This window comes from Sphingomonas sp. GW821-FHT10F11 (assembly GCF_058809095.1).
Window position 1 is genome coordinate 375,971 of sequence record NZ_JBXASH010000001.1, and the last position, 25,385, is coordinate 401,355.

The following is a 25,385-nucleotide window of genomic DNA, read 5'->3' on the forward strand; positions in this document are numbered from 1 at the left end:
AGGATCGCCCGTGACGATCATCGTCCACCATCTCGAAAATTCCCGTTCGCAGCGGGTCCTGTGGATGCTCGAGGAGCTCGGCATGCCCTATGAGGTCAAACGCTATGAGCGGAACAAACAGACCATGCTTGCCCCGCCCGAGCTGAAACAGGTTCATCCGCTCGGCAAATCGCCGGTGATCGAGGACAGCGACGACGGGAGGATCATCGTCGAGACCGGCGCGATCATCGAGTATCTGGTCGAGAAGGCCGATGGGCAGCTCGGCCCGCAGGCACACCGCGATTCGGTGCTCCGCTACCGCCAGTTCCTCCATTATGCGGAAGGGTCGATGATGCCGCCTTTGCTGGTGCTGCTCGTGGTCAACCGCATTCCGTTCTTCGGCAAGAAGGCAGCGAAGCGCATCCGACCGATGATCGACGTGCATCTCGACTATGTCGAATCCGAGCTGGCGCAGCGCCCCTGGTTCGCCGGCGAGGAGATCAGCGGCGCCGACATCATGATGAGCTTCCCGCTCGAAGCCGCGCGCAGCCGCGCCGGGCTCGACGGCTCCCGCCCGCACACCATCGCCTGGCTCGACCGGATCCATGCCCGGCCGGCCTATCAGGCGGCGCTCGCCAATGGCGGACCTTACGCATACGCCTGAGCGGATTGATTCAACTTCCCGCGGGATCGTTGCAGAATAGGGGCTGCTCGGAACCCTCGGGAACCGGCGGGCTCTTTCTCATTGCGATAGGTTCCGAATTCCCTGTTCGGCCCGGGATTTTCCCTGTTATCCGGGTGCCAATTCCCTGTTATCGGCCCCGGAACAGGGAATTTACCCGCCGCTACAGCACGCCCTTTGACGGTGCGTGCGGCGGTTCGATCTCCGCCGGCTCGACCGGATCGAGATCGCCCTCCCATTTCGCCACGACACTCGCCGCGATCGCGTTGCCGACCACGTTGGTGGCGGAGCGGCCCATGTCGAGGAAATGGTCGACCGCGAGGATCAGCAGCAGCCCGGCCTCCGGGATCTTGAACAGCGACAGGGTCGCCGCGATCACGACCAGGCTGGCGCGCGGTACGCCGGCGATGCCCTTCGATGTGACCATCAGCACCAGCAGCATGGTGATCTGCTCGCCGATCGAGAGATGGATGCCGTACGCCTGGGCGATGAACAGCGACGCGAAGGTCATGTACATCATCGAGCCGTCGAGGTTGAACGAATAGCCGAGCGGCAACACGAAGCTGCCGATCTTGGGCGGCACGCCGAACCGGTCGAGCGCCTCCAGGGTGCGCGGATAGGCGGCCTCGGACGAGGCGGTCGAGAAGGCCAGGATCAGCGGATCGCGGATATAGCGGACGAGGAGCGCCGTGCGCTTGCCGATGAACAGGAAGCCGATACCGATCAGCAACAGCCAGAGCAGCACCAGCCCGATGTAAAAAGTGAGGATGAAATAGCCGAGATCGGCGAGCACGCCGGGGCCGCGTTCCGCCAGCGTGCTGGCGACGGCGGCGAACACCGCGAAGGGTGCGAACCGCATCACATAATTGGTGATCTGCAGCATCACCGCGACCAGCCCCTCGAGCGCGCGCACCAGCGGGGCTGCCTTGTCGCCGACCGCCGTGATCGCGACGCCGACGAACACCGAGAAGACCACGATCTGGATGATCTCGTTGGTCGACATCGCCTCGATCATCGAGGCGGGCACGACGTGCGTGACGAAGTCCTTCAGGTTGAAGGCGGTCTTCACGATCCCGGCATCGGCGGTCGCGGGCGGGATCGGCAGGCCGAGTCCGACGCCGGGCTGAAGCAGGTTGACCAGGATCATGCCGAGGGTCAGCGACAACAGGCTCGCGCAGATGAACCAGGCAAGCGAACGCAGCCCGACCCGGCCGAGCGCCCCGGTATCGCCCATATGCGCGATGCCGACGACGAGGGTGGAGAAGACGAGCGGCGCGATGATCATCTTGATCAGGCGCAGGAACAGCGTGGTGATGATCGAGAAATAGCCGGCGATCTTTTCGAGCGACGCGGCGGAAGCCGGCGTGCCGTCGTCGATCGCAAGATGCAGGCCCCAGCCCACGACAAGGCCAAGCACAAGGCCGATGATGATGTAGAGCGTAAGGCGCTTGGCCATGAAGATGTCCCCGGAATTTGCGCGGCAGGGAAGGGGATTGCAGCGGCGCGGTCAAGCGTCTTATGTCGGTGGATGGCGATATCGAAGGAACCGCGCGCATGAGCCTGCTCCTCTTCGCCTTGCTGCAGGCAGCGCCGCTGCCCGCCCCGGAATACACGCTTTCCGTGCAGCCTGACGGTATGGTCGGCATCGTCATCGAAACCCTGCCCGAGAGCAAGCTGGCCGAAACGGAGATCGAACTCGATGTCGCTGCCGAGAAATATTGCGCCGACAAGAAGGCGGTCAGGGGCGAGCTGAACTACGATCAGGCCATCGACAGCAACGGCAACACCAGCCCCACCATCACCAACCTGCACGTGACCTTCCGCTGCGAAGCGGTCGCGCCGAAACCATAACCGGACCCGACACATCATGCTGATCACACGCCGCGAGATATTGGCCGGGGCCGCCGTCGCGATGCCCCTGCTCGCCACGCCATCGATCCTGCGCGCGGCGGAGCCGGATCTTTCCGCCCTGAATAATATCACCAGCGGCACGGCACCAATCGGCACTGAGGAGCGCAGGGCGCGAATCGCCCGGGCTCAGGCGCTGATGAAGGCGAACGGCATCGGCGCCGTGCTGATCGAGCCGGGTTCGTCGCTGATCTATTTCACGGGTGTGCGCTGGGGCCGCAGCGAGCGGCTGACCGCGGCCGTGCTGCCGGTCGAGGGCGATCCGTGCATCGTCACGCCGTTCTTCGAGGAGCCCTCGGTGCGCCAGACGCTCGGCGTGCCGGCCGAGGTGCGGGTGTGGCAGGAGGACGAGGATCCGCTGAAAGTCGTCGCCGGCTTCCTGAAGGACCGCAAGGTCGCCGCGCGCCCGATCGGCATCGAGGAGACGCTGCGGTACTTCGCGGTGAATGGCCTTGCGAAAGCGTTGCCGGGCGCGAAGCTCGTCTCCGCCAATCCGGTCGTGCGCGGCTGCCGCATGATCAAGACCGCGCCCGAGATCGCGCTGATGCAGACCGCGACCGATGTGACGATCGCGGCTTATCGCTGGACTCACAAGCGGATCGAGAAGGGTATGAAACCGGCCGACATCGGCGCCCTGATGAACGCGGCGACCGAAAAGCTCGGCGGCGACCCGGAATTCGCGCTGATCCTGATCGGTGAGGCGGCAGCCTATCCGCATGGCAGCCGCGCGCCGCAAGTGGTGGCCGACGGGCAGATCGTGCTGATGGATTGCGGCTGTACCGTGCAGGGCTATCAATCCGACGTCTCGCGCACCTTCGTGTTCGGCGCCGCGAACGCCGAGCAGCGCACGGTCTGGGATCATGTCCACCAGGGGCAGGCGACCGCCTTTGCCGCCGCGACGCTAGGAGCGCCGGCAGGCAGCGTCGATGATGCGGTGCGCCGCCTGTACGAAAGCCTGGGCTATGGCCCGCGCTACAAGCTGCCGGGCCTGTCGCACCGTACCGGCCATGGCATCGGGCTGGACGGGCATGAGCCGGTCAACCTCGTCCATGGCGAGACGACGCCGCTGGCGCCCGGCATGTGCTTCTCCGACGAGCCGGGGCTGTATCTGCCGGGTAAGTTCGGGGTTCGGCTGGAGGATTGTTTCCACATGACCGAGGCCGGGCCGAAATGGTTCTCCCAGCCACCGCCCTCGATCGAGCAGCCGTTCGGATAGGGCTCAGGTTCAGCCGGAGACGAGATTTCCCTCCTTCCGTTCGTTTCGAGCGTAGTCGAGAAACAGGCCGCAAAGGCTGAGCAAGGTTTCTCGACTGCGCTCGAAACGAACGGGGAGGGAGAGGCTCAGGCGAGCTTCGCCGAAAGCCCCGCCTTGTCGCCGTGCCAGCCGCGTTCGACCAGCGCCCGGTCCTTTGCCGCTGCTTCGGTCAGCCCCAGCGCGATCTCGGCGTCGGCACGAAGCGAAAGAGTAACCGGATCGTTCGGCCGCCGCGCCAGCACCAGATCGGTCTGCTTCAGCGCTTCTTTCGGCTTGCCGGCCACGAGCAGGGCGGCGGCGTAGCTGCGGCGGACCGGGTACCACCAGGCCGGCGGGTCGACCAGCACCTGCATCATGGCCGATTCGTCGAGCTTCGCGGCCTTCTCGAAAGCGGCAGCTGCACGCATCGGCTTGCCCTCGATCATCGCCGCGCGCCCTTCCAGCACCAGCCGCGCAATGCGGATCAGCCGAGTGGTGTGGGCGGTCATGTCGTCGAACCTGACCGGTCCGACGCTGTTCGGGATCAGCGCTATCTCGGCCCGCACGCCCGTTGCATTGCCGAGCCGCGCCTGAGCTTCGCCCCGGGCATAGTGACGGAAGGCCTGGGCGAACTTCACCTTGTCGCCGGGATCGGGCAGCGCGAGCACGTCCTTCGGATCGGCGAAGCGCCCCTCAGCGGCATAGGCGGTGCCCATCGCCATCTGGACATAGACGCCGGCACCGTGCGGATCCTTCGGTCCGTCTTCGAGCATCGGCCCGCTGAGCGCGAGCGCTGCCTTCGCATCGCCCGAGATCAGCGCGCCGCCCGCGCCGTACTGGACGTTATGGCCATGATAAGGGAGCTGCCATTCGCCGCCCGGCTGGGGCAGGCCCTGACGCTTCGCATTCTCCACACCCATCGCGACCGCGCGAACATTGGCGTCCGCCGCATCTTGATAGCGCCCGACCCAGTAGAAGGTATGCGACGGCATATGGATCAAATGGCTCGCACGCGGCGCGAGGCTCGGCAGCTTGTCCGCGAAGCGTTCGGCGCGGCCGGGAAAGCCGCTCATCTCGGTCGCATGGATGTAGAAATGGATCGCCGGGGTATAGTCGGGATCGCGCTTGAGCACGATCTCTAGCAGCGCCACCGCGCGGGGCAGGTGCGTAGGGGTGTTGGTCAGCGAGGCGGGCACCATCCAGGCGTCGGCGGCGATGGTCGCGATCTCGTTGTCGTCGGGATAGCGCACAGCGAGCGCGTCCATCGCCCTGGCGAAAGCGGTATCGCCCGCCCCGGTACCGCCGCCCTTCTGGTAGCGCAGCTTCAGCGCCGCGATCAGCTCGCGCTCCTTTGCGGGGGATATTGGCGTGAGCAGCTTTTCGGCTGTGGCGACCTTGGCGGCTGCCGCCGCGCTCTCTTTCGCGTCGATCGGGTAGTTGATCGTCGGCCCGTCGCTCCACGCCGCGCCCCATTGGCACATGGCGCAGGACGGATCGATGCGCACCGCTTCGGCAAAGGCCGCCGTCGCCGCCTTGTGCGCAAATGCGTGGGCGAGCTGCATGCCATTGTCGAACCAGGCCTGTGCCTCGGGCTTTGCCGTGACGATCGGGAAGCCGCCATTGCCATAGCCGGGCAGCAACTCGGGCTTCGCCGCGAGCGGTCCATCGTCCCCGCTGCAGATCGTGACGCCCGCGAGCAGCACCGACAGGGGCGGCGCAATTGCACCGTCGTTCACGGATGCCGGAAGCAACGCCATCAACGGCATCAGCAGCAACGCACGCATCGGCCTTTTCCCTCGCTCGATCGCATCAGCCTACCGGATCGTCGTGCGGCAAACCACTGCGATCCGCTTGAGTAGCGCCGTTCCCTCGCCTAAGTCGCCAGCATGACATCGACCAACGACATCCGCCGATCCTTTCTCGACTATTTCGAAGCCGAGGGGCACGCCCGCGTTCCGTCCGCGCCGCTGGTGCCGCATAACGATCCGACCTTGATGTTCGTCAACGCCGGCATGGTGCCGTTCAAGAACGTGTTCACCGGCCTGGAAACGCGCCCTTATGTGACCGCGACCTCCTCGCAGAAGTGCGTGCGCGCCGGCGGCAAGCATAACGACCTCGACAATGTCGGCTACACCGCCCGCCACCACACTTTCTTCGAGATGCTCGGCAATTTCTCCTTCGGCGACTATTTCAAGGAGCGTGCGATCTCGCTCGCCTGGAATCTGATCACGAAGGAATGGGGCATCTCGGGCGACCGGCTGACCGTCACCGTCTATCATACCGACGACGAAGCCTATGACCTGTGGCGCAAGATCGCCGGACTGCCCGAAAGCCGCATCATCCGCATCGCGACCTCCGACAATTTCTGGTCGATGGGCGACACCGGACCGTGCGGCCCGTGTTCCGAGATCTTCTACGATCATGGCGACCATATCCCCGGCGGCCCTCCCGGCAGCCCGGACGAGGATGGCGACCGCTTCGTCGAGATCTGGAACCTCGTCTTCATGCAGTTCGAGCAATCGGCCGACGGCACGCGCACCAACCTGCCGCGCCCATCGATCGACACGGGCATGGGGCTGGAGCGCGTCGCCGCCGTGCTGCAGGGCGTGCATGACAATTACGACACCGACACGTTCAAGGCGCTGATCGCCGAATCGAGCGCGCTGACCCGCACGCCGAGCACGGGCGACACCCAGGCGAGCCACCGCGTGATCGCCGACCATCTGCGCGCGTCGGGCTTCCTCGTCGCTGACGGCGTGCTGCCGGCGAATGAGGGCCGCGGCTATGTGCTGCGCCGGATCATGCGCCGCGCGATGCGCCATGCGCATCTGCTCGGCGCCAGGGAGCCGTTGATGCACCGCCTGGTGCCCTCGCTGGTGACCGAGATGGGCTCCGCCTATCCCGAGCTGCTGCGCGCCCAGGCCTCGATCGAGGCGACTTTGCTGCAGGAGGAGACTCAGTTCCGCCGCACGCTGACAAACGGCCTGCGCCTGCTCGACGAGGCGACCGCCGGCATGGGGCCGGGCGCGACGCTCGCGGGCGAGACGGCGTTCAAGCTCTACGACACGTTCGGCTTCCCATACGACCTGACCGAGGATGCGCTGCGGGCGCAGGGCTTCGGCGTCGATCGCGCCGGCTTCGACGAGGCCATGGCCGAGCAGAAGCGCAAGGCGCGTGCCGCCTGGAAGGGCTCGGGCGACCGCGCGTCGGACGATATCTGGTTCGACATCACCGAGGAAACCGGCAGCACCGAGTTTCTCGGCTATTCGGCCGAGGATGGCGAAGGCCAGGTGCTCGCCCTGATCAAGGACGGCCAGCGCGTCGATCGCGCCGGGCCGGGCGACACCGTCGACCTCGTGGTCAACCAGACGCCCTTCTACGGCGAAAGCGGCGGCCAGGTCGGCGATGCCGGATCGATCGCCAGCGAGAAGGGTCTGCGCGGGACGATCCAGGATACGCAGAAGCATCTCGGACGCCTCTGGGCGCACCGGCTCTATGTGGAGGCCGGTGATGTCTCGGTGGGCGACGCCGTGCGGCTGACCGTCGACCACGGCCGCCGCGGGGCGATCCGCGCCAACCATTCGGCGACCCATCTGCTGCACGAGGCGCTGCGCCAGCGGCTCGGCCTGCATGTCGCGCAGAAGGGCAGCCTCGTCGCACCCGACCGCCTGCGCTTCGACTTCTCCCAGCCGACCGCGATCGAGCCGGTGCGCATCGCCGAGGTCGAGGCCGATGTGAACCGCCATATCCGCGAGAATGGCGACGTCTCGACGCGCCTGATGACGCCGGAAGAAGCGATCAACGAAGGCGCGATGGCGCTGTTCGGCGAGAAATATGGCGACGAGGTTCGTGTGGTCTCGATGGGCCGGGAGGGCGACAGGATCTATTCGCTCGAGCTGTGCGGCGGCACGCATGTGAAGCAGCTCGGCGATATCGGCCTGTTCAAGGTCGTCGGCGAGAGCGCGGTGTCGAGCGGCATCCGGCGCATCGAGGCGCTGACCGGCGAAGCCGCGCGGCAATGGTTCACTGCCCGCGACGAAAAGCTGCGCGAGGCGGCGGCGGCGCTGAAGGCGTCGCCCGACGAGGTGCCGGCCCGTGTCGCGGCCTTGGTCGAGGACCGGCGCCGGCTCGAGCGCGAACTGGCCGAGGCGAAGAAGGCGCTGGCGCTTGGCGGCGGCTCGTCCGCTGCGGCCGGGCCGGAGCAGGTCGGCGGCGTCAATTTCGTCGGCCAGGTCGTGCAGGATTTCGACGCCAAGGGCCTGCGCGGCGCGGTCGACGAAACCAAGCAGCGGATCGGGTCGGGTGTCGCGGTGATGGTCGCCGTCAATGAAGGCCGTGCGTCGATCGCGGTGGGCGTGACTGACGATCTGGTCGGGACCTATAGCGCGGTCGATCTGCTGCGCCGCGCCGTCACGGTGCTGGGCGGGCAGGGCGGCGGCGGCCGGCCCGACATGGCGCAGGGCGGCGGACCGGACGGGTCGAAGGGCGCGGAAGCCGTCGAGGCGATCAGGGCAGCGCTGGCCGAGCAGCCCGCGACGGCCTGAAGCATCGGATCATCGGGGCCAGGAAAAGTCCAGGCTCGTCCTGCCCGTCTCGCTGGCGTCTGTTGAAAAACGCCGTTCCATGATGACGCCTCGGCCCTTGGTGTCGATCGCGACGACGGTACTGCACCGCGTGCCATAGACCGGGTTGCGGATGAAGATCGGCGACTGAAGCGGTTCCTGCGGCACGTCCGACGGCGAGCGCGGTTCCACGCCGATATCGGGCAGGACCTGTTCGTGGAGACCATCGAACAGCAGCTCCGGGTCAGTCGCCTCGCCGGTGATCCAGTCGAGCAGGCATGATTTGATCCGCATCGTCTTGGGCCATGGCTCGTCAAGCCTGCCGTTGGAAAGCCCATACAGGCCCGAGGCGAGGGCGCTTCGCGTGATATCCGGCCGGTTCGACAGGAAATGCGCGTCGCGCTGGTCCGCGACGATCAGGTTGACCGGGTTGAAGATCGACAGGTCGGCCGTGAGCGGATCGGCATGGGCGCCTCTGCCTTCCAGATAGTCCGTCACCAGAGCGCCGCGCGAGGCGAGACCAGGCACCGGCGCACCGAAGCCGCGCAGATTGGTGACGACGGCCAGCCGGCCCTGCTCGGACACGCCCAGCCAGGTCCCGCCCGACTGGAGATCGCGGCCGGCGAGCAGATGGTCCGGCTCCGTCCATCGCTCCAGCGGCTGCGCCGGCCTGGCATGGAGTTCGTCGCGGTTGCCGGCCAGCAAAAGCGGCCAGCGGGGATGCGCTTGCCACGCAAAGGCCAGGACACACATGCAGGTCTCTTAGAACGGCGCGGGCGGCTTTGACATCGTCTCGACAGCGTTCGTGCGGTGGCGCATGACATCGTCCGAGAGCGCCGGCGCCGAGCGACCGCGCCCGATGGGGAGGGAAAGATGGACAGCCAGCAGGATTCGGCCGATCTCGATTCGTCCCCGGCGGTTCGCCGGTGGCCACGCTGGTTGCTGGCGGCGATCGGCTTGGCGATGATCCTGGGAGGCGCACTGCTCGCCAGCGCGATCCAGACTTCCGGCGGCACCCGGGTCAGCGATATCCGCTTCAGGGGCGCCGACGGCACCGAGATGAGCGCGCTGCTCTATGTCCCTGCGAATGCGAGCCCGGCCAGCCTGGCGCCCGGCGTGCTCGCGGTGCACGGTTATATCAATTCGCGCGAGATGCAGGACGGCTTTGCGATCGAATTCGCCCGGCGTGGCTATGTCGTGCTGGCGATGGACCAGACCGGCCATGGCTATAGCGGCGGCAAGGCCTTTTCGAACGGCTTTGGCGGGCCCGACGGGCTTGCCTATCTCCGCTCGCTGCCCTTCGTCGACAAGGACCAGATCGGGCTCGAAGGGCACAGCATGGGCGGCTGGACCGTGCTCGCCGCGGCAGCGGCGATGCCCGACGCCTACCGCGCGATCGTGCTCGAAGGGTCATCGACCGGCGCGCCTTATGCGAAGGAGGGCACGCCCGAATGGCCGCGCAATCTCGGGCTGGTCTATAGCCGCTACGACGAATTCTCACAGCTGATGTGGGGCGCCGGGCGGGCCATGGATGTCGGTCAGAGCGCCAAGCTGAAGCAGCTATTCGGTACCTCAGAGACGGTGCAGGCCGGAAAACTCTATGGCTCGATCCCTGCGGGGACGGCGCGCTATCTGGTGCAGCCCTCCACCACGCACCCGGGCGATCACATTTCGACAGCGGCGATCGGGCGCGCGACCGACTGGTTCGCTCGCACCCTTGCTGGAGGCCATCCGCGCCCGGCCGGAGACCAGGTATGGTTCTGGAGGGAGATCGGAACGGGTATCGGCCTGCTCGGCTTCGTGCCGCTGGTGCTCGGGCTGTTCGAGTTGTTGCTGGCGTCCCGCTTCTTCGCCTCGCTGCGGGGCAATGCCGTCGCGGCAGGGCCGGGTCGCGATGTTCGATGGTGGCGTAGGGCCATCGCCGCCGCCGCCGTGCCAATGCTTACCTTCTTCCCGGCATTCATCGCGATCTTCCTGCTGGTACCGGCGACAATGATCTTGCCGCAGACGGTGACGACTCAGGTCGCCGTTTGGGCGCTGGTCGGGGCAGGGCTCACGTGGCTCTTCGGGCGGCGCGGCCTTGCTGGGCAGGAGCCGGGAGCGGATTGGTTGAAGACTATCCTGCTCGCGTTGGTGGTAACACTGGCTGCCTATCTGCTCCTGGCGCTGGTGCAGCGTTTCCTGCTGACGGACCTCCGCTTCTGGGTCGTGGCGGTGAAGCCGCCGAGCGCGCGGCAATGGCTGATCGCGCTGATCTATGTCGTGCCGATCACCCTGGCTTTCCTGATGACCGGGCGCGTGCTGCGCTCGCTGACGGTCATGCGCGACGGGGGCCTAGCGCGATACGTCTCGGCCATGCTGATACTATGCGGCGGGTTCGCCGTGCTGCTCGGCGTCGTTTACGGCGCCTTCTTCGCCACGGGCACACTGGTGACGGGCTTCGATCCGCTGACAACCGTCATCGCGATCCAGTTCGTGCCCGTGCTCGCTGCCGCGGGCGCGATCATGACCTTCGCCTGGAGCCGCACCGGCAGCCATCGGCCCGGCGCGGTGCTGGCCGGGCTGCTCGTCACCCTTTATGTCGTGGCCGGAACGGCGACCCAGGGCTGATGGGCTCAACGATCCGCGGCTACGAGTGCCGCGATCGCCTGGTTGATGGTGATGCTGCCCTTGCGAGCATGGGCACCGCGCTCCGCGAAATCGATCCAGCCCTGGTTGAAGCCGTCGATCATCCGCATGCGGGGCAGCGGGTTGACCATGCCCTGATCGTGGAAGATCCGTTCCCAGTCCGCACGGGGCACGGCATCCGCGACGACGGGCCGGCCGAGCGCGCTGGCGAAAGCTGCGGCGATATCGCTCGGACTGGTGCGTGTCGGCCCTTCCAGTTCGACGATGCGGTGCCCGCTCCAGTCTTCCTGCAGCAGCGCCGCCGCGACCCGGCCGACATCGTCGGTGGCGACCATCGCGATGGGGCGATCGAGCGGCTGGAGATAGCTGTGGATCACACCCTCGTCGCGCGCGGAAGGCAGATCCCAGGCCGCGTTTTCCATGAACCAGGCCGCGCGCAGGAAGGTGATCGGCAGGTCCAGGTCCGCCAGCCCCTGTTCCAGCAGGCGCAGCGCGTTGAGCAGGTTCGGCTCCGCGGCGTCGGCGCCGATCGTTGACAACACCACCGTCTTTGCGGGTCGGGCCTGATTCAACGCTTCCCTGATCGCGGCTATGCGCATTCTGGTCTCGATAAAGCTGGGGCTGGGATCGAATACCGGCGGAAGCAGGATGAAGGCACCTTCCACATCCTCCAGAGCGGTCGCGAGCGGCCCCGCATCGTCGGCATCGGCGATGGCCATGTCGCAACCGCGTGCGATCCATGGCGCCCCCTTCTCCGCGTCGCGCACGATGGCGCGGACGTTCTTGCCTTCGTTGAGCAACGCGCGCGCCACGGCGCCGCCGACTTTTCCCGTAATGGCAGTGACTGCGAACATGATGCGTCCTTTCGAATATCCGTCGAAAGGCGATCTAGCGATGCATCACTGTTGATTCGAACGCCGATATGTCAAAACAGTCGAGACTGAGAATCGGGAATTGTCATGGCCTATGATGCTCGGCTGCTGTCCGGCGTGACGGTGTTGATGGCCGTCGTCGAGGCGGGGACGATGGTGCGCGCCGCCGAGGCGCTGGGCCTGTCACCTTCCGGTGTCGGCCGCGCCATTGCCCGGCTTGAGGCGCGGGTCGGTATCCGGCTGCTCGAACGCACCACGCGCTCGATGCACCTCACCGACGAGGGCCGGCGCTTCTACGAACGGATCGGTCCGCATCTCGACGGGATCGAGGAGGCGGCCATCGAAGCATCCGGGTCGGCCGCAGTGGTCCGCGGGCGGTTGCGCGTCAATGTCGACCCCTTCTTCTCGCAGGTCGTGCTGGCCGAGCAGGTCGCCATATTCCTGGAACGGCATCCTCAGCTGACGCTCGAGCTGATCATGCGCGATTCGGTCGGCGATCTGGTCGCTGACGGTTTCGATCTGGCGCTGCGTTCCGGCGAGCCGTCGACCGGCTCTTTCGTCGCGCGAAAGCTGATCGAAACGCGTGTGCTGACGGTTGCCTCGCCTGCCTATGTCGCGCGGCGCGGGCGGCCGACGCACCCCTCCGACCTGATCGATCATGACGCGATCGATTTCTGGGATGCGGCGCATGGCCGGGCCTATGACTGGGAGTTCCGCCGGGGTGCCGAAGTCCTGCCGGTCAAGATCAGGGCACGGCTGATGACATCCGACAGCAGCACCATGCTCCGCGCGTGCATCGCAGGTACCGGGATCGCGCAAATCCTGGCGCTGGGCACCAGCGACGCGATCGAGCAGGGCCGGCTGATCGAGTTGTTCCCCGATTGGCCGGGCGAGGTGTTTCCCTATTATGCGCTCTACCCGTCCCGGCAGCAGCGGGCCGCCAAGGTGCGCGCCTTTATCGATTTCGTGGTCGAGACGCTTTCCACGCATCAATCGGGCTGACCGACAGGCGCTTCAGATCTTGGCCGGCATCCTCGCGCGGCGCAGCCTCGGTTCATGCTGCATGTCGGCCGCTTCCTTGATCTCCTTGCGCAACTCGTCGCGCTTCTCATGGATCGACGCGATCACCGGACCGACCGCGATGCCGAGATCGACCAGTAGCGCCTCCGACAATTGCAGCGAGCTTTCCAGCGTCTCGGGCACGGCATCGGTCGCACCGGCGCGGTAGAGTTCGGCGGCATGGGCGGTGTCGCGGGCGCGGGCGACGATGGTCAGGTTGGGCACCCAACCACGCACCCGGCGCGTCAGCTGCACCGACAGCACGGGATCGTCCATCGTCAGGATCAACGCCTTGGCGCGGCCGAGATTGAGGCGATCGACCAGTTCCGACCGGGCGACGTCGCCGAAGATGACCGGATAGCCGTCGGCGCGCGCCGCCTTGACCGCGTCGATATCGGCCTCGACCGCGATGAAGGGCTGGCCGTGGACCTTGAGCATGTCAGCCACCATGCGGCCGACGCGGCCGAAGCCGATCACGACCGTGCCGGGCCCCTCGGCGGATATCTCGGTATCCGGTTCATTGCCGCCGGCACGCAGCTCGATCCGGCGCGCCACCTTCTGGCCGAGCCAGGCGAGCAGGGGCGTGATGGTCAGGCCGATCGCGGTGACCGTCTGCCAGAAGCTTGCCGTCGCTGGCAGGATCAGGCCCGCCGCCGCCGCCGTTCCGAGCACGATCAGCGTCGTCTCGGACGGGCTGCCCATCAGCAACCCGGTTTCCGCCGCGACGCCGTTGCGGATGCCGGCCAGCTTGAGCAGGCCGAAGGTGACCAGCGCCTTCACCGCCACCACCGCGACGATCGCGCCGGCCAAGGCCGGCCAATTCTCTAGGATCGAGCCTAGGTCGAGGCTCATGCCGACGGTGATCAGGAACACGCCGAGCGCGAGGCCCTTGAACGGGGCGGTCATCACCTCGACTTCGCTATGATAGTCGGTCTCGGCGATCAGCAGGCCGGCGAGCAGGGCGCCAACGATCGGCGACAGACCGACCGCGGCGGTCGCGAGGCTGGCGATGATGACCACGAGCAGCGAGGCGGCAAGAAACAATTCCGGGCTCTTGGTCCGCGCGGCCTGGGCGAAGAGGCGCGGCAGGACGAAACGGCCGCCGATGAACATCGCGGCAATGGTCAATACGCCGCCGCCGATCACCCGGACGACCGGAGCCCAGCCCTCGCCGGCGCCGGGGCCGAGCGCCGCCAGCACGAAGATGATCGGGACCAGCGCGAGATCCTCGAACAACAGCATCGCGAAGGCCGATCGTCCGACCGGGCTGGTCGTGCCGGCGATCGGAAGGACGAGCGCGGTGGAGGAGAGGGCGAGCGCGAAACCGAGGCCGAAGGAACCGGCCCAGCTCAGGCCGGTCAGATGGATTGCGAGGCCGATGATGAGGCCGGAGCCGATCAGTTCGGCGGCGCCGGTGCCGAACACCAGGGTGCGCATCGACCAGAGACGCTTGAGCGACAGCTCGAGGCCGATCGAGAAGAGCAGCAGGATGATGCCGAATTCGGCGAAGGGCTCGATCGAATGCGGGTCCGAGATCGTGATGTAATAGAGCCACGGATAGTCGCCGACGAGCGCGCCGAGGGCCGAGGGGCCGACCAGCAGGCCGACCAGGATGAACCCGATGACCGGGCTGATCTTCAACCGCGCAAAAGCCGGAATGACGAGGCCGGCGGCCCCCAAAATTACCAGGGCGTCGCTGAAGCCCTTATTGTCTAATCCCATCGCCATGGGGGGTACTTAACCACCCCGCGAACAGTTTGTCAGCCGGTGAAGGGCGTTGAATTGTCGATTGTCCGCGCCTGCCCTCAACAAAAAACACCGCCCGCCACACCCTGTCGGATGTAGCGGGCGGTGATAGCGCCTGCGGCAGGTGCCGTTATTTCGAAGCGCCCATGGCCTGTTCGAGGTTGATGCGGACTTCCTCGAAGAACTGCTCGGTGGTCATCCAAGGCTGGTCCGGGCCGATCAGGATCGCGAGATCCTTGGTCATCTTGCCGCTCTCGACCGTGTCGACGCAGACCTTTTCGAGCAGCTCGGCGAATTCGGTCACCTCGGGGGTGCCGTCGAACTTGCCGCGATATTTCAGGCCGCCGGTCCAGGCGAAGATCGACGCGATCGGGTTGGTCGAGGTCGCCTTGCCCTGCTCATGCATGCGGAAATGGCGGGTGACGGTGCCATGCGCCGCCTCTGCCTCGACCGTCTTGCCGTCCGGCGTGAGCAGCACCGAGGTCATCAGGCCGAGCGAGCCGAAGCCCTGCGCGACCTGGTCGGACTGAACGTCGCCGTCGTAATTCTTGCAGGCCCAGACGAACTCGCCATGCCATTTGAGCGCCGAGGCGACCATGTCGTCGATCAGGCGGTGCTCATAGACGATGCCGGCTTCCTTGAAACGGTCCTTGAACTCGCTCTCGAACACCTCGGCGAACAGATCCTTGAAGCGGCCGTCATAGGCCTTGAGGATGGTGTTCTTGGTCGAGAGATAGACCGGCCAGCCGAGATTGAGGCCGTAATGCATCGAGGCGCGGGCGAAATCGCGGATCGAATCGTCGAGATTGTACATCGCCATGGCGACGCCCGAGGACGGGAACTGGAACACTTCCTCGTCGATCACGGTGCCGTCGTCGCCTTCGAACACCAGGCGCAGCTTGCCGGGGCCGGGAACGCGGTAATCGGTCGCGCGATACTGGTCGCCGAACGCGTGGCGGCCGACGACGATCGGGTGAGTCCAGCCCGGGATCAGGCGCGGGACGTTCTTCATCACGATCGGCTCACGGAACACGACGCCGCCCAGGATGTTGCGGATCGTGCCGTTGGGCGACTTCCACATCTTCTTGAGGCCGAATTCCTCGACGCGCGCCTCGTCCGGCGTGATCGTCGCGCATTTCACGCCGACGCCATATTTCTGGATCGCCTTGGCGCTGTCGACGGTGATCTTGTCGTCGGTCTCGTCGCGCTTCTGGATGCCCAGATCGTAATAATCGAGGTCGATATCGAGATAGGGAAGGATCAGGCGTTCGCGAATCCATTGCCAGATGATCCGCGTCATCTCGTCGCCGTCGATCTCCACGACAGGCGTCTTCACCTTGATCTTCGCCATCGATACTCGCTTTCAAGAGGGGAGGTTTCGGAGGAGCGTCTAGGAGGAAGGCACGCCCGGATCAACATCGACGTGGCGACCTTTTCTGATCGGTCGTCCACAGCGGATGGCGACACGCATCATTGTCTTGAGGGGATGCACCGGATAGACCGCGCCGATGGCTTTACACGACACACCGCCAGAGGCGCCTCCGACGATTAAATGGCGCTTTCCGGACATGCACCCCGAAGGGCGCAAATATGTTCTGATCGCGGGTGCGATCTCCCTCCTGGCCCTTTGGTGGTTCGGCTGGTTCATCGCCTGGCCGCTGGTCGGCGTAACCCTGTGGGTCGTATCCTTCTTTCGCGATCCGGTACGCGTGACGCCGCAAGGGGAGGGGTTGATCATCGCGCCCGCCGACGGGCTGATCACCATGATTCGGCGCGTGCCGGTGCCGCGCGAACTGGCCGGCGAGAACGGCCTGGGCGACGCGCCGCTGGTGCGCATTTCGATCTTCATGTCGGTGTTCGACGTGCACATCAATCGCACGCCGATCGCGGGCACGATCCGTCAGGTCGTGTACATCTCCGGCAAGTTCCTCAACGCCGATCTCGACAAGGCGAGCGAGGAAAATGAGCGTCAGCACATCGTGGTCGAGGGCCGCGACGGTCGTCGCGTCGGCTTCACCCAGATCGCCGGGCTCGTCGCGCGGCGTATTCTTGGTTTCGTGAAGCCCGGCGACATGGTGGCGACTGGCCAGCGCATCGGCCTGATCCGTTTCGGCAGCCGGGTGGACGTCTATCTTCCCGACGATATCGCGCCCCAGGTCGCGCTCGGCCAGCGCAGCGTCGCGGGCGAGACCGTCCTCGGCCGCCCTGGCGTGAGCGCGGCGACCGGCATCGCCCAATGACCGGTATCCGATGAGGCGCCCGCTCCCGAGGCGAACGCCCCGCGGCCTGCCGCTACGCGCGGTCGCGCCCAATGCCGTCACCGCGCTTGCACTTTGCTTCGGCCTGACCGGCATCCGCTTCGCCATCTCGGCGAACTGGGAGACCGCGGTGACGATGATCATGATCGCCGGCGTGCTCGACGGTCTCGACGGCAGTGTCGCGCGTCTGGTGCGCGGCGAAAGCCGGTTCGGTGCCGAGCTCGATTCGCTGTCGGATGCGATCTCGTTCGGCGTGTCGCCGGCGCTGATCCTCTATCTCTGGTCGCTGAAGGAGATGCCGCGGGTCGGCTGGCTCGTCGCGCTGGTGTTCGCTGTGTTCTGTGCACTGCGCCTCGCCCGCTTCAACGCCAATATCGACGTCACCGAGCAACCGCATAAATCGGCCGGCTTCCTGACCGGCATTCCCGCGCCGGCGGGGGCGGGGCTGGCGATGCTCCCGCTCTACCTGTCCTTCTGGAACGATCTGCCGTGGCTGCGCTCGCCCTTGCTGGTGGCGCCCTGGGTCGGGCTGGTCGCGACCCTGATGGTGTCCAGCTTCGCGACCTATAGCTGGTCGTCGCTCAAGCTGCGCAACAACATCCGGTTCGAGGCGATCGTGATCGTCGTGATCCTGGGGGCCGCGCTGATCTCGGCGCCGTGGCACACGCTGTCGGCAATCTGCATCGCCTATCTCGCGACGATGCCGTTCAGCGTCAGCGCGTACCGTCGGGTCAGGCGGCTACGCGGAACGCCTGCGGTCGAGCCGCAATTGCCATTGCCGACACCGGACGAACGCGGGCGCGAAGCCGGCGATCGCTGAGGATCAGCATCGGCGCGGTGACATGAGCCGGATCGGCCTCGCCGCGAAGCAGGGCGATGATTCGCGGCAGCGCCGGAACGAGCGTGAACGCGAATACGGACAGGGCGGCGGCAAGGGCGCCGGCGAAAACCAGGATACCAAGAACCGTCATCATCGCCCAACTCCCTGATTGCGTGGGCAGAAACCGAAAGCGAAAAACCGGGGAAGCCCGTGTTCCGTTCCATGTCCCTGTTGCGGACACTGTATGTTCTCTTAGTGTTCCTGTTGTCAACGCTTGATTTAAACGAAGGGCTTCGCTAGAGGGCGCGCCTTCACACCGCATGGGAAGCACACATCGCCGGTGTCCGGAGCAATCCGGATTACTCGCTTCCCAGAGGCACAACCGGAAAGGAACTACCTTATGGCGGCACCAGTCGTCACCATGCAGCAATTGCTCGAAACGGGCGCGCACTTCGGCCACCAGACCCACCGCTGGAACCCGAAGATGAAGCCTTACATCTTTGGCGACCGCAACGGCGTCCATATCCTCGATCTCTCGCAGACCGTGCCGCTGTTCGCGCGCGCGCTCGAATTCGTGAACGCCTCGGTCGCAGCCGGCGGCAAGGTGCTGTTCGTCGGCACCAAGCGCCAGGCTCAGGAGCCCGTCGCCGACGCGGCGCGTCGTTCGGGCCAGCATTTCGTCAACCATCGCTGGCTGGGCGGCATGCTCACCAACTGGAAGACCATCTCCAACTCGATCAAGCGCCTCAAGACGCTCGAAGAGCAGCTTTCGGGCGACACGCACGGCCTGACCAAGAAGGAAGTGCTTCAGCTCACCCGCGAGAAGGACAAGCTCGAGCTGTCGCTCGGCGGCATCCGCGACATGGGCGGCATCCCGGACGTGATGTTCGTGATCGACGCCAACAAGGAAGAACTGGCGATCAAGGAAGCCAACACCCTGGGTATCCCGGTGGTCGCGATCCTCGATTCGAACGTGTCGCCGGACGGCATCGCTTTCCCGGTTCCCGCCAATGACGACGCCAGCCGCGCCATCCGCCTGTATTGCGAGGCGATCGCGATCGCCGCGACCCGTGGCGGCAACGAGCAGGTCGCTCGTCGCGGCGTCGACGTCGGCGCGATGGACGCACCGCCGGTCGAGGAAGCGCTGACCGTCGAGCCGGCGCCTGCCGCCGAGCCGGTCGAAGCGATCGACTTCACGCCGGCAGCCGAAGCTGCGGCCCCGGTTGAAGAGGCCGCTCCGGCAGCCGACGACGCCGTGGCGTCCGAGGCGGCCGCCGAGGAAGAGCGTCAGCTCGACGCCTGAGCGTCGCTGAACTGAAATACGGGCGGGGTAGGGCGCAGGCCTTTCCCCGTCCGAACCCATATCCGAAGCACAAGAGGACAAGAGACATGGCCGAGATCACGGCAGCAGCGGTGAAGGACCTGCGCGAGAAGAGCGGCGCCGGCATGATGGACTGCAAGAAGGCGCTGACGGAAAACAACGGCGACATGACCGCCGCGATGGATTGGCTGCGCACCAAGGGTCTGGCGGCCGCCGCGAAGAAGTCCAGCCGCACAGCGGCCGAGGGCCTGGTCGGCGTCGAGGTTTCCGGTACCAAGGGTGCCGCGGTCGAAGTCAATTCCGAGACCGATTTCGTTGCCAAGAATGCGCAGTTCCAGACGTTCGTCCGCGACGTGACCTCGGTCGCGCTCGAACTGGGCGATTCGCTCGACACGATCAAATCGGCTCAGCTCGGCGACAAGACCGTCGAGGAGATCCTGACCAACAACATCGCGACGATCGGCGAGAACCAGACGATCCGTCGTGCGAAGCGCCTCGAAGTGACCTCGGGCGCGGTCGTCCCCTATGTCCATAACGCGGCCGCTCCTGGCCTCGGCAAGATCGGCGTGCTGGTCGCGCTCGAGAGCGAGGCCGGCGCCGACATACTCGAGCCGCTCGGCAAGCAGCTGGCGATGCACATCGCCGCCGCTTTCCCGCTGGCGCTGAACGAGGACGGCCTCGACCCCGAGATCGTCGAGCGCGAGCGTGCGATCGCGACCGAGAAGGCCGCCGAATCGGGCAAGCCTGCCGATATCGTCGCCAAGATGGTGGAAGGCTCGATCGCCAAGTACCGCAAGGAAAACGCGCTGGTCAGCCAGTTGCTGGTGATGGACGGCAAGACCAAGATCTCGGACGTCGTCGCCAACGCCGCCAAGGCGGCCGGCAAGCCGATCGTGCTGAAGGACTATGTCCGATTCCAGCTCGGCGAGGGCATCGAGAAGGAAGTCAGCGATTTCGCGGCCGAAGTCGCGGCCGCAGCGGGCGTCTGATCGCGTCGATACCGTGTCGGAGGGGCGAGGTTCGGCGTTGCCGGCCTCGCCCTTCTCACATGTTGCGATTTAAGCACCTGTGATATAACGATTTCAGGTGAACGGTGCATTGTATTTGCACCGTTCCCGAGCGGTATCATCGCTTGGCATCGCGCTGGCGCGCTACTAAGGTCCGCGCCGCCCAGACCCTCAGCATGTTGGAACTTGTGACGATACCGCGCTTCAAACGCATCCTGCTGAAATTGTCTGGCGAGGTCCTTATGGGCCCGAACCAGTTCGGTATTGACCCGGCGACCGTCGATCGCGTCGCGGGTGAGATCAAGGCTGCCAAGGAGGCTGGGCATGAGTTGTGCCTGGTCGTCGGCGGCGGCAACATCTTCCGGGGTCTTGCCGCGGCGGCCAAGGGCTTCGACCGGACCAGCGCCGACTATATGGGCATGCTGGCGACGGTGATGAACGCGCTCGCCGTGCAGAACGCGCTGGAGAAGATCGGGGTGCAGACCCGGGTCCAGTCGGCGATCCCGATGGCCAGCGTGTGCGAGCCCTATATCCGCCGGCGCGCCGAGCGGCACATCGAGAAGGGCCGGATCGTGATCTTCGCGGCCGGCACGGGCAATCCGTTCTTCACTACCGACACGGCCGCCGCGCTCCGTGCCGCCGAGATGAATTGTGACGCGCTTTTCAAGGGCACCAGCGTTGACGGCGTGTATAATGCCGATCCCAAGATCGTGCCGACCGCGACGCGCTATGAAAGCCTCAGCTTCGGACGTGTCCTGGCCGACAACCTCAAAGTGATGGACGCCGCCGCCGTGGCCCTGTGTCGCGAGAACAATATTCCGATCGTCGTGTTCAACATCCGCGGCGAGGGCAATCTCGCAGCCGTCCTGCGGGGCGAGGGAACGTCGACGATCGTCCGCAACGAAGAGGAGGAAGCCAATGGCCGCCTATGACAAGGCAGATCTCGAGCGCCGCATGGCTGGCGCCGTCGAGGCGCTGAAGCACGATCTGGGCGGCCTGCGCACCGGCCGTGCCTCGACCTCGCTGCTCGATCCGGTGACCGTCGAGGTCTATGGGTCGCACATGCCGCTGAACACCATCGCGACCGTCTCTGCGCCAGAGCCGCGCATGCTGTCGGTGCAGGTATGGGACAAGTCGAATGTCGGCCCTGCCGACAAGGCGATCCGTTCCGCCGGCCTCGGTCTCAACCCGATCGTCGACGGTACCACGCTACGCCTGCCGATCCCGGACCTGACCGAGGAGCGCCGCAAGGAGCTGGCCAAGCTCGCTGGTCAATATGCGGAAAAGGCCCGTATCGCCGCGCGCAACGTGCGCCGCGACGGCAATGACAATCTGAAGACCGACGAGAAGAAGGGCGTATTCTCCGAAGACGAGCGCAAGCGCCACGAGACCGAGGTGCAGAAGCTGACCGACAGCACCATCGCCGACATCGATGCCGCAGCCGCCGCCAAGGAAAAGGAAATCCTGGGCAAGTGAGCTCGTCGCCCGCCATGGCACCGATCCCGGCCGGAGGCGCGGCGGTGCTGCCGCGCCACATCGCGATCATCATGGACGGCAATGGCCGCTGGGCGAAGAAGCGGCATTTGCCGCGGATCGCCGGACATCGCCAGGGCGTCGAGGCAGTCCGCCGCGTTTCGCGCGCTGCGCGGGCGATGGGCATCGAGGCGTTGACGCTCTACGCTTTCTCGTCCGAGAACTGGCGCCGGCCCGAGGACGAGGTCAGCGATCTGATGGGCCTGTTGCGGCTGTTCATCCGCACCGACCTGGATGAGATGGCGAGCGAAAATGTCCGGTTGCGCGTGATCGGCGACTATCGCCGCTTCTCCGCCGACACCGTCAAGCTGGTCGATGATGCGATCGCGCGCACCGCGGCCAATACCGGGCCGATCCTGGTGATCGCGCTCAACTACGGCGCCCAGGCCGAGATCGCTGCGGCGGCACGGCGTCTCGCCGAAAAGGTGCGCGACGGTGCGATCGACCCGTCCGCGATCGATGAGGCGGCGCTGGAGGCCGAGCTGGACACCAGCGACCTGCCGCCGCTCGATCTGCTGATCCGCACTTCCGGCGAGATCCGGTTGTCGAACTTCCTGCTGTGGCAGGCGGCCTATGCCGAATTGCTGTTCGTCGACACGCTATGGCCCGATTTCGACGCGGCCACCCTTGCCGATGCAGTCGCGGCGTTCGGCAACCGCCAGCGTCGCTTCGGGGGCCTGTGATCACCGAATCACCGACCAAGCGACCGTCCGACCTGGCGCTCCGCACGGTCGTGGGTCTGGCCATGGTCGCGGTCGCCATCGCGGCCTTGTGGTTCGGCGACATCGTCTTCTGGATATTATGCTCGGTTCTCGGGCTGTTCATGATGGCCGAATGGGCCGATCTCGATGGCGCGTCGTCGTCGCAGAAGCGTTTGGCCCAGTTCGCCTTGTCGGTGCCGCTGGCGATCATGGCACCGGTGGCCGCGGGGCCCGACTTCTTCGCCTTGGGGCTGATCGCCGCGGCGGCTTTCTTCATCGTCATCGTCCAGCGGCGCCCGACGCTCGCGCTCGGCGCGATCTATGTCGGATTACCGATCCTCGCCCTCCTGCTGATCCGCAAACAGGAGGAAGGCATCGTCTTCACCTTCTGGGCGCTCGCCCTGGTATGGGTGTGCGACATCGGCGCCTATTTCAGCGGTCGCGCCATCGGCGGCGCCAAGCTCGCCCCCGCGATCAGCCCGAACAAGACCTGGGCCGGCCTGGCAGGCGGCGTCCTGCTGGCGAGTGCGTTCGGCGCCGCGATGCATGTCTTTTATGGCCTGCCCTGGCGGCTGACCCTGGCAACGCCGGTGCTCGCGATCGCTGCGCAGGGCGGCGACCTGTTCGAGAGCTGGCTGAAGCGCCGTGCCGGCGTAAAGGACAGCGGCAATTTGCTGCCCGGCCATGGCGGCATCCTCGATCGCCTCGACGGGTTGGTGCCGGTCGCCCCGCTCGCCGCGTTGCTCGTCATCCTGCCGAAATTCTACCCATGGTAAAAACCGTCACCATTCTCGGCGCGACCGGATCGGTCGGCGGTTCCACCCTCGACCTGATCGAGCGCGAACCCGAACGGTTCGAGATACTGGCGCTGACCGCTAATCGCGATGCCGCCAAGCTTGCCAGCGCGGCGATCCGTACCAATGCACGCCGCGCCGTGGTGGCCGACGAATCCTGCCTGGACACGCTGCGCGCCGCGCTGGCCGGGACTGGCATCGAGACCGCCGCCGGTGCTGCCGCGGTGCGCGAGACGGCAATGATGGGCGCCGACTGGACGATGGCGGCGATTGTCGGTTGCGCGGGGCTCGAGCCGGTGATGGCGGCGGTGGAGCAGGGCGGAACCGTCGTGCTCGCCAACAAGGAGCCGCTGGTTTCGGCGGGCAACGTGATCCTCGCCGCAGCAACCCGACACGGCGCGATTCTGCTTCCAGCTGATTCGGAGCACAACGCGATCTTCCAGTGCTTCGATTTCACCCGGCCCGAGCGCGTCCGGCGCATCATCCTGACCGCCAGCGGCGGCCCGTTCCGCGACTGGGCGACGGAGCGGATGCGCGGCGTCACGCCCGAACAGGCGGTGGCCCATCCCAATTGGTCGATGGGCGCCAAGATCTCGGTCGATTCGGCGACGATGATGAACAAGGGGCTCGAACTGATCGAGGCAGCGCGCCTGTTCCCGGTGCCGTCCGACCGGATCGAGATCATCCTGCACCGGCAATCGGTGATCCATTCGCTGGTCGAATATATCGACGGGTCGACCCTTGCCCAGCTTGGCCCGCCCGACATGCGCACTCCGATCGCCCATTGCCTCGCCTGGCCCGACCGGATGGCAACGCCGATGGCGCCGCTCGACCTGGTCGCGATCGGCCGGCTCGATTTCGAGGCGCCGGATCCCGTGCGCTTCCCGGCCATCGCCCTTGCCCGCCAGGCATTGGAGGCAGGCGGTGCCCGTCCCGCGATCCTCAACGCGGCGAACGAGATCGCCGTGGCGGCATTCCTGGAGCGGCGCGCTGGCTTCCTCGAAATTGCCGCAATCGTCTCCGATACCCTCGATCGCTACGACCCGCCCGCCCCCGACACGCTTGATGACGTCCTCGCAGTGGACGCGGAAGCGAGAAGGCTCGCGGGCGAGCGTGTAAAGGACTGCGTCGCTTGATCCATAGCCCCGGCCTGTTGCTGACCATCCTCGCCTTTGCGCTCGTCATCGGGCCGCTCGTGTTCCTTCACGAGATGGGCCATTATCTTGCGGGCCGCCTGTTCGGGGTGAAGGTCGAAGCGTTCTCGATCGGTTTCGGCCGCGAGGTCTTCGGTTTCACCGACAAGCGCGGCACGCGCTGGAAATTCGGCTGGCTCCCGCTCGGCGGTTATGTCCGCTTCGCCGGCGACATGAATCCGGCGAGCGTGCCCGATGCCGACTGGCTGATGCTGCCGCCGGAAGAGCGGTCTCGAACCTTTCCGTCCAAGCCGGTATGGCAGCGCGCGATCATCGTGGCGGCAGGGCCGATCACCAATTTCGTGATCGCGATCCTCATCCTTGCCGGTTTTGCATTCGCTTATGGCGACAGCCGCACGTCGACCGTGGCAGGCCCGATCGCGGCAAACAGTGTTGCGGCAAAGGCAGGCCTCCAGGAGGGCGATCGTATCGTCGCATTAAGCGGTCGCTCCGTCGAAACCTTCGACGACATGGTCCGCTATGTACGGATTCGTGCGGGCGAGCGGGTAACGATCGATTTCGTGCGCGGCACCACCCGCATATCGCGCGACGCGGTAATCGGCACGGAACTTGAGCGTGACCGGTTCGGTAACGAATATCGCATTGGCAGGCTGGGGATTCCTCCGGCGCAACCGGTGCTGGTCACAGTAAGCCTCGTCGAAGCCCCTGTCGTCGCGGTGCGCCAGACCGGCGAGATCGTCAGCATGATGGTCGAAACGCTTGGCCAGGTCGTCAGCGGGCGACGCTCGGTAAAGGAGCTGGGCGGGCCGCTCAGCATCGCCAAGGTCTCCGGCGAGCAGCTTTCCCTCGGTCTGCCGGCCTTTGTCTGGCTGATCGCCCTGGTGTCGATTAATCTGGGATTCATCAACCTCTTGCCAGTCCCGATGCTGGATGGTGGTCATTTGTTCTTCTACGCGATCGAGGCGATACGGCGTAAACCGGTCGGGCCCGATGTGCAGGAGTGGGCGTTTCGCGGTGGCCTTGCGGCGTTGCTTGCCCTGATGCTGCTCGTGACGTTCAACGATCTCGGGTCGTTCGGCTTGTGGAACAATTTGGCTGGGTTGATCGGCTGACGTGGTTGAGGCAGG

23 protein-coding genes are annotated in these 25,385 nt (G+C 65.9%); 17 read left to right on the forward strand and 6 right to left on the reverse strand.

Annotated features, from left to right (window positions below):
- Positions 1-10: 10 nt before the first annotated feature.
- Positions 11-643 (forward strand): glutathione S-transferase family protein, encoded by a 633-nt coding sequence (locus AC1RT8_RS01755; RefSeq protein WP_493073877.1) that lies wholly within the window; start codon positions 11-13, stop codon positions 641-643.
- 181 nt (positions 644-824) lie between these two features.
- Here AC1RT8_RS01755 and AC1RT8_RS01760 read toward each other — a convergent pair whose 3' ends face one another.
- Positions 825-2,117 (reverse strand): dicarboxylate/amino acid:cation symporter, encoded by a 1,293-nt coding sequence (locus AC1RT8_RS01760; RefSeq protein ID WP_493073879.1) that lies wholly within the window; start codon positions 2,115-2,117, stop codon positions 825-827.
- A 98-nt stretch (positions 2,118-2,215) separates the two neighbouring features.
- Between AC1RT8_RS01760 and AC1RT8_RS01765 the strand changes: the two genes are divergently transcribed.
- Both AC1RT8_RS01765 and AC1RT8_RS01770 read left to right on the forward strand, forming a co-directional pair.
- Positions 2,216-2,512, forward strand: coding sequence for a hypothetical protein (locus AC1RT8_RS01765; protein WP_493073881.1), 297 nt, complete (start codon positions 2,216-2,218; stop codon positions 2,510-2,512).
- Between the two features lie 16 nt (positions 2,513-2,528).
- Positions 2,529-3,785, forward strand: a complete 1,257-nt coding sequence (locus AC1RT8_RS01770) for a M24 family metallopeptidase (RefSeq protein ID WP_493073883.1) — start codon at positions 2,529-2,531, stop codon at positions 3,783-3,785.
- A gap of 125 nt (positions 3,786-3,910) precedes the next feature.
- Here AC1RT8_RS01770 and AC1RT8_RS01775 read toward each other — a convergent pair whose 3' ends face one another.
- A complete protein-coding gene (locus tag AC1RT8_RS01775; protein WP_493073885.1) occupies positions 3,911-5,587 on the reverse strand; it encodes a hypothetical protein in 1,677 nt (558 codons plus the stop codon).
- Positions 5,588-5,689: 102 nt separating this feature from the next.
- Here AC1RT8_RS01775 and alaS point away from each other — a divergent pair, with 102 nt between their 5' ends.
- Positions 5,690-8,347 carry an alanine--tRNA ligase gene (alaS, locus tag AC1RT8_RS01780; RefSeq protein WP_493073887.1) on the forward strand — a complete coding sequence of 886 codons (2,658 nt, stop codon included), beginning with the start codon at positions 5,690-5,692 and terminating at the stop codon, positions 8,345-8,347.
- A gap of 9 nt (positions 8,348-8,356) precedes the next feature.
- Here alaS and AC1RT8_RS01785 read toward each other — a convergent pair whose 3' ends face one another.
- A complete protein-coding gene (locus tag AC1RT8_RS01785; RefSeq protein WP_493073888.1) occupies positions 8,357-9,118 on the reverse strand; it encodes an NRDE family protein in 762 nt (253 codons plus the stop codon).
- Between the two features lie 120 nt (positions 9,119-9,238).
- On the opposite strand from AC1RT8_RS01785, the gene AC1RT8_RS01790 reads away from it, so the two are divergent.
- On the forward strand, positions 9,239-10,975 hold the full coding sequence (locus AC1RT8_RS01790; protein WP_493073889.1) for an alpha/beta hydrolase family protein: 1,737 nt from the start codon (positions 9,239-9,241) through the stop codon (positions 10,973-10,975).
- 5 nt (positions 10,976-10,980) lie between these two features.
- Here the strand turns inward: AC1RT8_RS01790 and AC1RT8_RS01795 are convergent, their stop codons facing one another.
- A complete protein-coding gene (locus AC1RT8_RS01795) occupies positions 10,981-11,847 on the reverse strand; it encodes an NmrA family NAD(P)-binding protein (RefSeq protein WP_493073890.1) in 867 nt (288 codons plus the stop codon).
- A 105-nt stretch (positions 11,848-11,952) separates the two neighbouring features.
- Between AC1RT8_RS01795 and AC1RT8_RS01800 the strand changes: the two genes are divergently transcribed.
- Positions 11,953-12,867: a LysR family transcriptional regulator gene (locus tag AC1RT8_RS01800; protein ID WP_493073891.1), complete on the forward strand. Its 915-nt coding sequence runs from the start codon at positions 11,953-11,955 to the stop codon at positions 12,865-12,867.
- Positions 12,868-12,879: 12 nt separating this feature from the next.
- Here AC1RT8_RS01800 and AC1RT8_RS01805 read toward each other — a convergent pair whose 3' ends face one another.
- Together AC1RT8_RS01805 and AC1RT8_RS01810 are read right to left on the reverse strand one after the other, a co-directional pair.
- Positions 12,880-14,652 carry a cation:proton antiporter domain-containing protein gene (locus tag AC1RT8_RS01805; RefSeq protein ID WP_493073892.1) on the reverse strand — a complete coding sequence of 591 codons (1,773 nt, stop codon included), beginning with the start codon at positions 14,650-14,652 and terminating at the stop codon, positions 12,880-12,882.
- Positions 14,653-14,800: 148 nt separating this feature from the next.
- Positions 14,801-16,021, reverse strand: coding sequence for an NADP-dependent isocitrate dehydrogenase (locus AC1RT8_RS01810; protein ID WP_493073893.1), 1,221 nt, complete (start codon positions 16,019-16,021; stop codon positions 14,801-14,803).
- 157 nt (positions 16,022-16,178) lie between these two features.
- Between AC1RT8_RS01810 and AC1RT8_RS01815 the strand changes: the two genes are divergently transcribed.
- The 11 genes from AC1RT8_RS01815 to rseP all read left to right on the forward strand — a co-directional run bounded on the left by AC1RT8_RS01815 (position 16,179) and on the right by rseP (position 25,370).
- Positions 16,179-16,910: a phosphatidylserine decarboxylase gene (locus AC1RT8_RS01815; protein WP_493073894.1), complete on the forward strand. Its 732-nt coding sequence runs from the start codon at positions 16,179-16,181 to the stop codon at positions 16,908-16,910.
- Between the two features lie 10 nt (positions 16,911-16,920).
- Complete coding sequence (locus AC1RT8_RS01820) at positions 16,921-17,748, forward strand: CDP-alcohol phosphatidyltransferase family protein (protein WP_493073895.1); 828 nt, start codon at positions 16,921-16,923, stop codon at positions 17,746-17,748.
- A 22-nt stretch (positions 17,749-17,770) separates the two neighbouring features.
- Positions 17,771-17,917 carry a hypothetical protein gene (locus AC1RT8_RS01825; protein ID WP_493073896.1) on the forward strand — a complete coding sequence of 49 codons (147 nt, stop codon included), beginning with the start codon at positions 17,771-17,773 and terminating at the stop codon, positions 17,915-17,917.
- Between the two features lie 231 nt (positions 17,918-18,148).
- Entirely contained in the window at positions 18,149-19,051 is a 903-nt protein-coding gene (rpsB, locus tag AC1RT8_RS01830) for a 30S ribosomal protein S2 (protein WP_493073897.1), read from the forward strand.
- 86 nt (positions 19,052-19,137) lie between these two features.
- Positions 19,138-20,058, forward strand: a complete 921-nt coding sequence (gene tsf / locus AC1RT8_RS01835) for a translation elongation factor Ts (protein ID WP_493073898.1) — start codon at positions 19,138-19,140, stop codon at positions 20,056-20,058.
- 206 nt (positions 20,059-20,264) lie between these two features.
- Positions 20,265-21,008, forward strand: a complete 744-nt coding sequence (pyrH, locus tag AC1RT8_RS01840) for a UMP kinase (protein ID WP_493074656.1) — start codon at positions 20,265-20,267, stop codon at positions 21,006-21,008.
- Positions 20,995-21,552: a ribosome recycling factor gene (gene frr / locus AC1RT8_RS01845; RefSeq protein ID WP_493073899.1), complete on the forward strand. Its 558-nt coding sequence runs from the start codon at positions 20,995-20,997 to the stop codon at positions 21,550-21,552. The genes pyrH and frr overlap by 14 nt, the downstream gene beginning before the upstream one ends.
- Before the next feature lie 14 nt (positions 21,553-21,566).
- Positions 21,567-22,292, forward strand: a complete 726-nt coding sequence (locus AC1RT8_RS01850) for an isoprenyl transferase (RefSeq protein WP_493073900.1) — start codon at positions 21,567-21,569, stop codon at positions 22,290-22,292.
- Positions 22,289-23,086: a phosphatidate cytidylyltransferase gene (locus AC1RT8_RS01855; protein ID WP_493073901.1), complete on the forward strand. Its 798-nt coding sequence runs from the start codon at positions 22,289-22,291 to the stop codon at positions 23,084-23,086. Before AC1RT8_RS01850 ends, AC1RT8_RS01855 begins: the two co-directional genes overlap by 4 nt.
- On the forward strand, positions 23,080-24,240 hold the full coding sequence (locus AC1RT8_RS01860) for a 1-deoxy-D-xylulose-5-phosphate reductoisomerase (RefSeq protein WP_493073902.1): 1,161 nt from the start codon (positions 23,080-23,082) through the stop codon (positions 24,238-24,240). The genes AC1RT8_RS01855 and AC1RT8_RS01860 overlap by 7 nt, the downstream gene beginning before the upstream one ends.
- Positions 24,237-25,370 carry an RIP metalloprotease RseP gene (gene rseP / locus AC1RT8_RS01865; protein ID WP_493073903.1) on the forward strand — a complete coding sequence of 378 codons (1,134 nt, stop codon included), beginning with the start codon at positions 24,237-24,239 and terminating at the stop codon, positions 25,368-25,370. Before AC1RT8_RS01860 ends, rseP begins: the two co-directional genes overlap by 4 nt.
- Positions 25,371-25,385: the final 15 nt, after the last annotated feature.

What these genes read in the sequence shown, in the direction of transcription:
- AC1RT8_RS01810 (WP_493073893.1), bottom strand. Translation starts at nt 16,021, where the DNA reads ATGGCGAAGATCAAGGTGAAGACGCCTGTCGTGGAGATCGACGGCGAC.
- AC1RT8_RS01860 (WP_493073902.1), top strand. Translation starts at nt 23,080, where the DNA reads ATGGTAAAAACCGTCACCATTCTCGGCGCGACCGGATCGGTCGGCGGT.
- rpsB (WP_493073897.1), top strand. Translation starts at nt 18,149, where the DNA reads ATGGCGGCACCAGTCGTCACCATGCAGCAATTGCTCGAAACGGGCGCG.
- frr (WP_493073899.1), top strand. Translation starts at nt 20,995, where the DNA reads ATGGCCGCCTATGACAAGGCAGATCTCGAGCGCCGCATGGCTGGCGCC.
- AC1RT8_RS01805 (WP_493073892.1), bottom strand. Translation starts at nt 14,652, where the DNA reads ATGGCGATGGGATTAGACAATAAGGGCTTCAGCGACGCCCTGGTAATT.
- AC1RT8_RS01825 (WP_493073896.1), top strand. Translation starts at nt 17,771, where the DNA reads ATGAGCCGGATCGGCCTCGCCGCGAAGCAGGGCGATGATTCGCGGCAG.
- AC1RT8_RS01775 (WP_493073885.1), bottom strand. Translation starts at nt 5,587, where the DNA reads ATGCGTGCGTTGCTGCTGATGCCGTTGATGGCGTTGCTTCCGGCATCC.
- AC1RT8_RS01800 (WP_493073891.1), top strand. Translation starts at nt 11,953, where the DNA reads ATGGCCTATGATGCTCGGCTGCTGTCCGGCGTGACGGTGTTGATGGCC.
- AC1RT8_RS01795 (WP_493073890.1), bottom strand. Translation starts at nt 11,847, where the DNA reads ATGTTCGCAGTCACTGCCATTACGGGAAAAGTCGGCGGCGCCGTGGCG.
- AC1RT8_RS01820 (WP_493073895.1), top strand. Translation starts at nt 16,921, where the DNA reads ATGAGGCGCCCGCTCCCGAGGCGAACGCCCCGCGGCCTGCCGCTACGC.
- AC1RT8_RS01765 (WP_493073881.1), top strand. Translation starts at nt 2,216, where the DNA reads ATGAGCCTGCTCCTCTTCGCCTTGCTGCAGGCAGCGCCGCTGCCCGCC.
- AC1RT8_RS01815 (WP_493073894.1), top strand. Translation starts at nt 16,179, where the DNA reads ATGGCTTTACACGACACACCGCCAGAGGCGCCTCCGACGATTAAATGG.
- AC1RT8_RS01850 (WP_493073900.1), top strand. Translation starts at nt 21,567, where the DNA reads ATGGCACCGATCCCGGCCGGAGGCGCGGCGGTGCTGCCGCGCCACATC.
- AC1RT8_RS01785 (WP_493073888.1), bottom strand. Translation starts at nt 9,118, where the DNA reads ATGTGTGTCCTGGCCTTTGCGTGGCAAGCGCATCCCCGCTGGCCGCTT.
- AC1RT8_RS01790 (WP_493073889.1), top strand. Translation starts at nt 9,239, where the DNA reads ATGGACAGCCAGCAGGATTCGGCCGATCTCGATTCGTCCCCGGCGGTT.
- AC1RT8_RS01760 (WP_493073879.1), bottom strand. Translation starts at nt 2,117, where the DNA reads ATGGCCAAGCGCCTTACGCTCTACATCATCATCGGCCTTGTGCTTGGC.
- AC1RT8_RS01770 (WP_493073883.1), top strand. Translation starts at nt 2,529, where the DNA reads ATGCTGATCACACGCCGCGAGATATTGGCCGGGGCCGCCGTCGCGATG.
- alaS (WP_493073887.1), top strand. Translation starts at nt 5,690, where the DNA reads ATGACATCGACCAACGACATCCGCCGATCCTTTCTCGACTATTTCGAA.
- tsf (WP_493073898.1), top strand. Translation starts at nt 19,138, where the DNA reads ATGGCCGAGATCACGGCAGCAGCGGTGAAGGACCTGCGCGAGAAGAGC.